At 70.0% G+C, this 8595-nt stretch carries 7 protein-coding genes; 6 read left to right on the forward strand and 1 reads right to left on the reverse strand.

The window, feature by feature from the left end; translation table 11 throughout:
* Window positions 1–102 precede the first annotated feature (102 nt).
* A complete protein-coding gene (locus tag IW248_RS29230) occupies window positions 103–1134 on the forward strand; it encodes an ABC transporter substrate-binding protein (RefSeq protein ID WP_196929489.1) in 1032 nt (343 codons plus the stop codon).
* A gap of 103 nt (window positions 1135–1237) precedes the next feature.
* Window positions 1238–2095 carry an ABC transporter permease gene (locus tag IW248_RS29235; protein ID WP_196929490.1) on the forward strand — a complete coding sequence of 286 codons (858 nt, stop codon included), beginning with the start codon at window positions 1238–1240 and terminating at the stop codon, window positions 2093–2095.
* A gap of 215 nt (window positions 2096–2310) precedes the next feature.
* On the opposite strand, the gene IW248_RS29240 is transcribed toward IW248_RS29235, so the two are convergent.
* Complete coding sequence (locus tag IW248_RS29240) at window positions 2311–3489, reverse strand: ABC transporter substrate-binding protein (RefSeq protein ID WP_196929491.1); 1179 nt, start codon at window positions 3487–3489, stop codon at window positions 2311–2313.
* Window positions 3490–3933: 444 nt separating this feature from the next.
* On the opposite strand from IW248_RS29240, the gene IW248_RS29245 reads away from it, so the two are divergent.
* From IW248_RS29245 to IW248_RS29260, 4 genes are all read left to right on the forward strand, one after another.
* Complete coding sequence (locus IW248_RS29245; protein WP_196929492.1) at window positions 3934–7113, forward strand: sensor histidine kinase; 3180 nt, start codon at window positions 3934–3936, stop codon at window positions 7111–7113.
* Window positions 7110–7517 (forward strand): roadblock/LC7 domain-containing protein, encoded by a 408-nt coding sequence (locus IW248_RS29250; protein ID WP_007465177.1) that lies wholly within the window; start codon window positions 7110–7112, stop codon window positions 7515–7517. The genes IW248_RS29245 and IW248_RS29250 overlap by 4 nt, the downstream gene beginning before the upstream one ends.
* A 90-nt stretch (window positions 7518–7607) precedes the next feature.
* Window positions 7608–7973, forward strand: coding sequence for a DUF742 domain-containing protein (locus IW248_RS29255; protein WP_007465174.1), 366 nt, complete (start codon window positions 7608–7610; stop codon window positions 7971–7973).
* The gene (locus tag IW248_RS29260) at window positions 7954–8577 is read left to right on the forward strand and encodes a GTP-binding protein (protein WP_030329978.1); all 624 of its coding nucleotides are present in this window, start codon (window positions 7954–7956) and stop codon (window positions 8575–8577) included. Before IW248_RS29255 ends, IW248_RS29260 begins: the two co-directional genes overlap by 20 nt.
* Window positions 8578–8595 lie beyond the last annotated feature (18 nt).

An 8595-nucleotide genomic window follows, 5' to 3' on the forward strand; every position in this document is an offset into this window, starting at 1 on the left:
CCTCACGACGGCGGCGCCCGGCTTCCACCCCTCTCGCCGGCCCGTCACGACAACCCCCTCCGGTGGCCTGCCGGCCCCGGTCGGAAAGGACATGGTGCACTGATGAGAAGGCTGACCCGTACGGTCGCTACGGCCGCGCTGGCCACCGCCCTCGCCCTTGTCTCCGCCTGCAGCAGCGGGTCGGATTCGGCCGATGACGCCAAGGGCGGCAATGGCAAGACGCCGGACAAGGTGACCTACCTCACCTCGTTCGGCAACTTCGGCCGTGACTCCTACGCCTGGGTGGCGAAGGACAAGGGCTTCTTCAAGGACGCCGGCTTCGACGTCGAGATCAAGGCCGGTCAGGGCACCGGTGGCGTGATCCAGACCGTTGTCGGCGGTCAGGCCGACTTCGGCCCGATCGACCTCACCGGCGGCCTGCTCCAGTTCGGCAACGGCCAGGCGAAGGACTTCACAGTGGTGGCCGCGATTCAGCAGCGCACCATGGCGGGCATCGCCACCGTCGAGGGCAAGAACATCAGCTCGCCGAAGGACCTGGAGGGCAAGAAGCTCGCCGACACCCCCGGGTCCGTGGTCCGCAACCTCTTCCCGACGTACGCCCGGCTCGCCGGCGTGGACGCGAGCAAGGTGACCTGGGTCAACGGTGAGGCGCAGAACCTGATCGGCACGCTGGCCTCCGGGTCGGTCGACGGCATCGGTCAGTTCGTCGTCGGTCAGCCCACCATCGAGGCGGCGGCCAAGAAGAAGGCCGTCATGCTGCCGTACAGCAACGTGATGCAGGACCTCTACGGCAACGTGCTGATCACCTCCTCGAAGATCGCCAAGGAGAAGCCCGAGATGGTGAAGCGGTTCACCGCGGCGCTGCTCAAGGGCCTGGAGTACAGCCTGGCGAACTCCAAGGAGGCCGCCGACATCCTGAAGAAGAACGTCGACGCCACCAACCCGGTCTCCGCCGCCGCCGAGCTGGAGCTGATGGCCGCGTACGTCCGTTCCGGCAACACCGGCACCGCGATCGGCACCCTGGACAGCGGTCGGGTCGCCAAGAGCATCGCCATCCTGCAGGGCGCCGGCGCGCTGAAGCAGACCATCACCCCCGAGCAGATCATCGACTTCAGCCTCGCGCCGAAGGCCTGATCGTCCGGTCGTCATCAGGGGGTACGTCCCGCCGGTTCCGGTGGGGCGTACCCCCGTCGCTCGTCGGCCCTCAGTGGGCCGTGGGATTTCGAGGAGGACAGAGATGACCGACGTCCGGTCGGCGGACCCGGCGGTGGCGGAACCCCCGCCCCCGAGTGCTGGCCCCGAGACGGGGCGTACGGGTCGAGGTGCCGGTCTTCGGGCCGGGGCCGAGGCGGTGCTGCCCGCGGTCGGCATCCTGATCGCGCTGGCGGCGTGGTGGCTGATCGCCCGACTGGAACTGGTCCACCCGGTCGCCCTGCCGCCGCCCGGTGACGTGCTCAGCGCGTTCGTCGAAAAGCCGGCCCAGTTGCTGGAGCACACCTGGGACACCACGCTGGAGATCCTGACCGGCTTCGCCCTCTCGGTGGCCGCCGGTGTGCTGATCGGGCTCTCCCTGGCCAGCTCCCGCACTGTGGAGCGGATGTTCACGCCGCTGCTGGTCGCGGTGAACGCGGTGCCGAAGATCACGTTGGGCCCGCTGTTGGTGGTGGCGCTCGGCTGGGGCCAGAAGCCGATCCTGACCATGGTGTTCCTGCTCTGCTTCTTCCCGATCGTGCTGTCCACCGCGACCGGGCTGACCACCACGCCGGCCGACCTGGCCGAACTGGTGCGTTCCTGGAACGCCTCCCGCTGGCAGGCGTTCCGCAAGGTGCGCTTCCCGGCCGCGCTGCCGCAGATCTTCGTCGGGCTCAAGGTGGCCATGCCCTTGGCCGCGATCGGTGCGGTGATCGGTGAGTTCCAGGCCGGCGAGAGCGGTCTCGGCTACGTCATCACGCAGTACGCCGGCATCGGCGACGCCGCCACCGCCTGGGCGGCGATCATGCTGGTGGCGCTGGTGAGCATCCTGCTCTACACGGCGCTCCTGCTGATCGAGCGGATCGCCCTGCCCTGGGTGCGAGAAACCACAAGCAGCCGCTAACCCAACAGAAGAGATCAATCACAAGAAACGCGAAGGGCCGGCCCCCAGCATGGAGGCCGGCCCGTTCCGTCGAAGCCGCAGGTGCGAAGGGTGTGGCCGACCGTGCCCGGCGGAGGGATCAAGCCTGACCGCCCGGAGCCGGGCACGGTCGGCCACACCCCACCCGGCACTCGACGAACCCGCCGGACCAGCGAGCTACACGAGGCCCAGAAGCGTTACCCCGCCAACCGCCAGCGACCATTGCGGGCGACAAGCGTGGTGAGCGCCTGCGGCATCAGGCCGCTGTGGTTGTCCGGCGTCATGCGGATCGGGCCGGAGAGGCCGTCCATCTGGGACGTCTCCAGCACGTCCCGGATGCCGTCGCGGTCCACCTTCCCGATCTCGCCACCGGCGCGCAGTTCGGCGTCGGCGATCAGTTGGACGGCGTCCGCGGCGAAGGACGAGGACCCGTTGTAGCCACCGAAGCGTGCCGTGTAGTCCTGGAACCACTGCCGCCGGGCCGCCTTGGCCGGCGTGGTCGCGATCACGTCGTCGATCACCATGGTCTGCGTGAAGATCAGCGTGGCCTTCTCGGTCGCCTTGGCCGCCGCGCCCAGGAAGAGATCCCCGGCCGCCGCCGCGTCGAAGTAGATCGACCCGCGGAAGGTGGTCTGTTGGGCGCTGGTGGCGGCCAGTGTCGCCTGCTCCGGCGGGGTCCAGAAGACCATCGCGTCGGGCTTGCCCGACGCGAGCTGCTGGACCTGCTGGCTGACGTCGGTGCCGGTGGTCTTGATCCGCTGCTGTCGAAGCGTGATGTTGGCCTTGTCCAGCTCGCTCTTGAGTGCTGTCGCACCCTCCTGGCCATAGTCGTCGTCGCTGACCAGCATCCCCACCTTGCGGATGTTGTTGCGTCGCAGTTCGGTGGTCAGTGCGGCGGCGCTGTCCGGGGCGTTAGGGCCCAGTTTGAACACGTAGCGCCGTTGGGCGGCAGGCGCGGCGATCGCGCCGGAAGCGGCTAGCGCAATGGTGGGAATCCGCTTCTCGTTGATGGTCCCGACCGCTCCGACCGCGCATTCGTTGCAGCCGCCCATGATGATGGCGCTGACCTTCGAATCGCTGCTGAAGTCGACGATGTTGCGAAGTGACTCGGCGGAGTCGGAACGGTTGTCCTTCACCTTCAGGTCGATCTTCCGGCCGTTCAGTGCTCCGGAGGCGTTCAACTGATCGACCTTGAGTTTGAGGGCTCGCTGGTATGTCTGGCCAACCGTGGCTCCGGCGCCGGAGAGTTCGAGATCGGCGGCGATCACGATCGGACTCGTGTCCTGTTCCGCCTCGCCAAACTGGCAGCCGGTGAGCGTGGTGGCCACTACGGCCGATGCGAGCGCCGCGATGGTCGCGGAGCGGATGGGGCTCAACTCAGTCCTCCAGGTGCGGGCGCGGGCGCTGCCCGGTCACCGCCGCTAATCCGTCCTCAGTGGAGGACGGGATCTCCTCTGCCGTACGGTGTGCGCGAAGCCTGCAAAACCTTGCCAATGGCCGGCGCTGTGGTCAAGCGCGGACCCCGGCAGCATTTTCGGGACGGCCATCCCACATGCTGGGGTAACGCAATGTTTGCAAAAGCTCACTTTGCATACACGCGTGACCACTCTGGAGTTACATGCCCTGTTCAGGGGCTTGCGGAAATGAAGGTATCAGTTGACCGGATCACGGGATGCGCTCCGTCCGACCGTTTCCTACCTCACTGCGGCTTCCCAAACACGATCATCTCTGATGAAATCGCGGCCGTGCCGCGCGTGGTCCCCTCCGCTTACGGCATGGCTCGGCGGCTCAGGCGGGGAAGAAACGACGGAGGCGATGTCGTGAGCACCGGACCGACGACCCTGCCCGCGCTCGGCGACAGCGGTCGGCGCGCGCGCCGACGGATGCCGAGACTGCGTGACGCCCGGATCCGGTCCAAGTTGGCACTGATTCTGGTCGTCCCGGTAGCGGCGGTGATCGCGCTGGCCACGGTACGCCTGATCGCCGTCGGCGAGGGCGCATTCGACGCCACCCGGGCCCGGTCACTGACCGCCCTCTCCGTCGACGTCAGCGCCCTCACCCAGGACCTCCAGGCCGAACGGATGGCCGCGGCCGCCTACCTGGCCGCTCCGCAGCAGCCGGCCGACGCGTACAACCTGCGGGTCCGCCAGACGCAGCAGCAGGTGGACAAGTACCGCGCCGAGCGGGGCCGGATCGGCGAGGTGCCGGCCGCAGTACGCGACCGGCTGGCCGCCATCGACGATCACCTGGCCACCCTGGACGGCACCCGTCAGGAAGTGCTGGACCGCCGGCAGATGGCGGTCGCCGAGGCGGTGCTCCGCTACGGAGTCATCCTCACCGACCTGGTCTCGTACGGTGACGGTCTGGCCCAGCTGCCCGGCGACGAGAGCCTGGCGGACAGCCGCCGCGCGGTCGCCGCCTTCGCCCGCGCCAAGGCTTCCGTCGCCGAGGAAGAGGCAGTCGCCTTCACCGCGCTGTCGGCCGGCCAGCTCGACTCGGAGCAGTTCTCCTCCTTCGTGGCAACGTTGACCGGTCAACAGGAGGCCCTGGTCGCCTTTTCGCTGGCCGCCGACCCGGTGCAGCGCGCCCTGGTCGACAGCACCGTCTCCGGCGACGCGGTCGGCCTGGCCGACCGGGTGGCCACCGACATCACCCGCTCGGTCGGGCAGCGCCCGCTGGTCACCGCCCAGGACGCCACCGCGGCCATCGGGGCCGTGAACGACCTGATGCGCTGGGCCGAGATCCAACTGCAGGACCGACTGCTCCAGCAGGCCGACGAGGCTCGCTCGGACGTCATCCGGCAGGCCGTGGTCGAGTCGGTCCTGGTGCTGCTGACCCTGATCATCGCCGTGTCGCTGGCCGTGGTGCTGGCCCGCTCGCTCAACCACTCGCTGCGCCGGCTGCGTGAGGGCGCCCTCTCGGTGGCCAACCACGACCTGCCCGACGCCGTGCAGCGGCTGCAGAACATGGGCAGCGTGGGTGACGGCGGGGTGGACGAGATCGTCCGACAGGTCCGGGACCCCATCCAGCTCAACACCCGCGACGAGGTCGGTCAGGTGGCGTTGGCCTTCAACGTCGTACACCGGGAGGCGGTACGGGTCGCAGCCGAGCAGGCGGCACTGCGTACCAGCGTCTCGGCGATGTTCCTCAACCTGGCCCGCCGCAGTCAGACCCTGGTCGACCGGATGATCGGCGAGCTGGACGCGATCGAGCGCGGCGAGGAGGACCCGAAGCGGCTCGCGCAGCTCTTCGAACTGGACCACCTGGCCACCCGAATGCGCCGCAACGACGAGAACCTGCTGGTCCTGGCCGGCGCCGACTCTGCCGCACCGCGTCACGACAACGCGTTGGTGGTGGATATCCTGCGCGCCGCCCAGTCTGAGGTGGAGCTGTACAACCGCATCGAGTTCGGGACGGTGGACACCGACATCTCGGTGGCCGCGCACGCGGTCAACGACGTGGTACGTCTCGTCGCCGAACTCCTCGACAACGCCACCCGGTTCTCGCCGCCGAACACCACTGTGGTCGCCGACGGTCGCCGGATCCGCGACTACGTCCTGATCCAGATCGAGGACCGTGGGCTCGGCCTCACCGACGATCAGCTCGACTCGCTCAACCGGCGGCTGGCGGCCCCGCCGAGCGTCGACGTCGCCGCGTTCCGGCTGATGGGTCTGGCCGTGGTCAGCCGGCTCGCCTCCCGTTACGGCATCCGGGTGGAGTTGCGCCGCAACGTCGAGGGCGGCACCGTCGCTCAGGTGACGTTGCCCGCCGCCACCGTGGTGCTGCCCAGCAACCGGGGCCGCGAGCAGGTGCTCACCCGGCCGCGTCAGCCGATGGCCGTGGAGCAGAACCCGCTCACCCCGGTCGGTCACGCCGAGCAGTTCGCCGGTGCCGCCACGTCGGCGGCGACGCTGCCCGACCAGTGGCGGACCAGCACTCCGGCACCCGCTCAGTGGCAGTCGCCGCTGGACTCGCGGGACACCACCCCTGCCGTACAGGCGGGTGGCTACACCGGTCCGCGTTCGAGCATGCCACCCGCGCCGGCCGCGCCCGCCGCTCCCGTACCCGCGGCTCCGGCACCCGCCGCCCCGCTCCCGCCGGCACGACCGGCCTACAGCAACGGCGCGGGTGCCTCGCTGGGCAGCCCGACCGTGGCCTACCCGACCGTCGACCCGCTGCCTCGGCGTGGCTCCACCGCGGACACCGCGGATGCCGCCGACGGGCGCGGCGTCCAGGGCCTCCCGGTCGGCCCGGTCGCCGGGCCGGGCGCGGTGGCACCGCCGGCCGCGCCCTCGGTGCCCGCCGCACCGGTCAGCACCCGGCCCGACTTCCCCGCCGAGGCTCCGATCTTCCGGGAGATGGAGGCGGTCTGGTTCCGGTCGCACGGCGACGACGCCACCGCGATCTTCACCCGGCCCAACTTCGACGAGCCGCCCACGCCCACCACCGCCGCTCCGGCCGAGGCCGGGCTGCGCACCGGCAACGGCAACGGCAGCCAGCCGAGCGCGGCGTCCGCGCCGGCCGCGCCGCCGGCCCGACCGAAGCTGCCGACCCGTACCCCGGGCAGCTCCGGCACCGACGGTACGACCACGCCGGGTGCCGGAGGTCTCGGCACCACAATGGACGGATTCGGAACACGGCCGTCGGCGCCACCGTCGTACAACCAGCCCCCGGCCGGCCGGACGGCTCCGGCGCCCGCGCCCGCGCCGGCCCCCGCACCCGACCCCGACGCCTGGCGTACGGCGGCGGACGAGGGCTGGTCCCGGGCCAGCCGGGCTGCCGAGCCGGCTCCCGCCGGGACCACCCGCTCCGGGTTGCCCAAGCGGGTGCCGCAGGCACAACTCGTGCCGGGTGGCATCGAACCGAAGAGCGGCCGGGACCGCAGCCGGCGGACCCCGGATGAAGTACGTGGTCTGCTGTCGGCCTACCACCGCGGTGTGCAGCGCGGTCGGACGGCCGGAACCGACCTGAACAGCACCTCGACCAAGGAGAGCCGATGAACAGGCCAGCTGCCATGCAGGACATGGGTTGGCTGCTCACCAACTTCGCCGACAGCGTGGCGGGTATCGCCCACGTGGTGGCGGTGTCCGCCGACGGGCTGCTGCTCGCGTCCTCCCGGGATCTGCCGGGGGACCGGGCGGACCAGCTCGCCGCGATCACCTCCGGGGTGGTGAGCCTGACCGAGGGCGCGGCCCGGATGTTCAGCGCGGGCGGGGTGTTGCAGACAGTCATCGAGATGGACAGCGGGTATCTCTTCCTGATGTCGATCAGCGACGGTTCTTCGATGGCCGTGCTGGCCGCGCGCAGCTGCGACGTGGGCCAGGTGGGCTACGAGATGGCGCTGCTGGTCGAGCGGGTGGGTGCCGCGCTGGTGCCACTGCCGCGCGACGCGGTGCGTTCTTAGCACCGGAATACGGCGCTCGTTCCGAGCGCCGGACCAGGGACGAGAGGCGGCACAGTCCGGCTCCGCAGGGGGACGAGGAGGTGATCGGGCATGGACCAACGACGCGCTGACCCGCGTGGCGCGCTGGTGCGTCCGTACGCGGTCACCCGTGGTCGTACCGAGCCCCGGCAGGACATCGCCCTCGAGGCCGTCCTCACCGCGTCTCCCACCCAGGTCGCCGAGTCCCGCTTCGCCGGGCATGACAAGCACCGCATCGCCACGGTCTGTGAGGGCCGAGCACAGTCGCTGGCGGAGATCGCCGCGTACACCCGGATGCCGCTGGGCGTCGCCCGGGTGTTGGTCGCCGACATGGTGGCCGAGAGCCTGCTGACGTTACACACTGCTGCTCCCGCCGAGGGGTTCGAGGAGCGGATGGAACTGCTTGGAAGGGTGCTAAGTGGACTTCGCAGGCTATGACCCCGCAGGGGGGCGGCCGGGCCGGGGAATCGTATCCGCGAAGATCGTCGTCGCGGGCGGCTTCGGCGTCGGTAAGACAACACTGGTCGGGGCGATCTCCGAGATCACACCGCTGACCACCGAGGCGTTGATGACCGCGGCAGGTGTCGGCATCGACGATCCGTCCAAGGTGCCGGGCAAGGAGACCACAACGGTCGCCATGGACTTCGGCCGGATCACCATGGCCCAGGACCTGATCCTGTACCTCTTCGGTACACCGGGTCAGACCCGGTTCTGGTTCATGTGGGACGAGATCATCCGGGGGGCGGTGGGTGCCGCTGTGCTGGTGGACACCCGCCGGATCACCGACGCGTTCGCCCCGCTGGACTACTTCGAGAACCGCAACCTGCCGTACGTGGTGGCGCTGAACAAGTTCGACGGCGCACCGCAGTACGAGGCGGAGGAGGTCCGCGAGGCGCTGGCCATCTCGCCGCAGGTGCCGCTGGTGATGACCGACGCCCGGCAGCGGGACTCGGTCAAGCAGGTGCTGGTGACTGTGGTCGAGCACGCCATGCTCCGGCTCCAGTCCGAGCACGGGCGGGGCTTCCCGACGCCGGTCGGCTGAACCATCGCGTCACGGCCG

This window comes from Micromonospora ureilytica (genome assembly GCF_015751765.1).
Lineage (GTDB): Bacteria > Actinomycetota > Actinomycetes > Mycobacteriales > Micromonosporaceae > Micromonospora > Micromonospora ureilytica.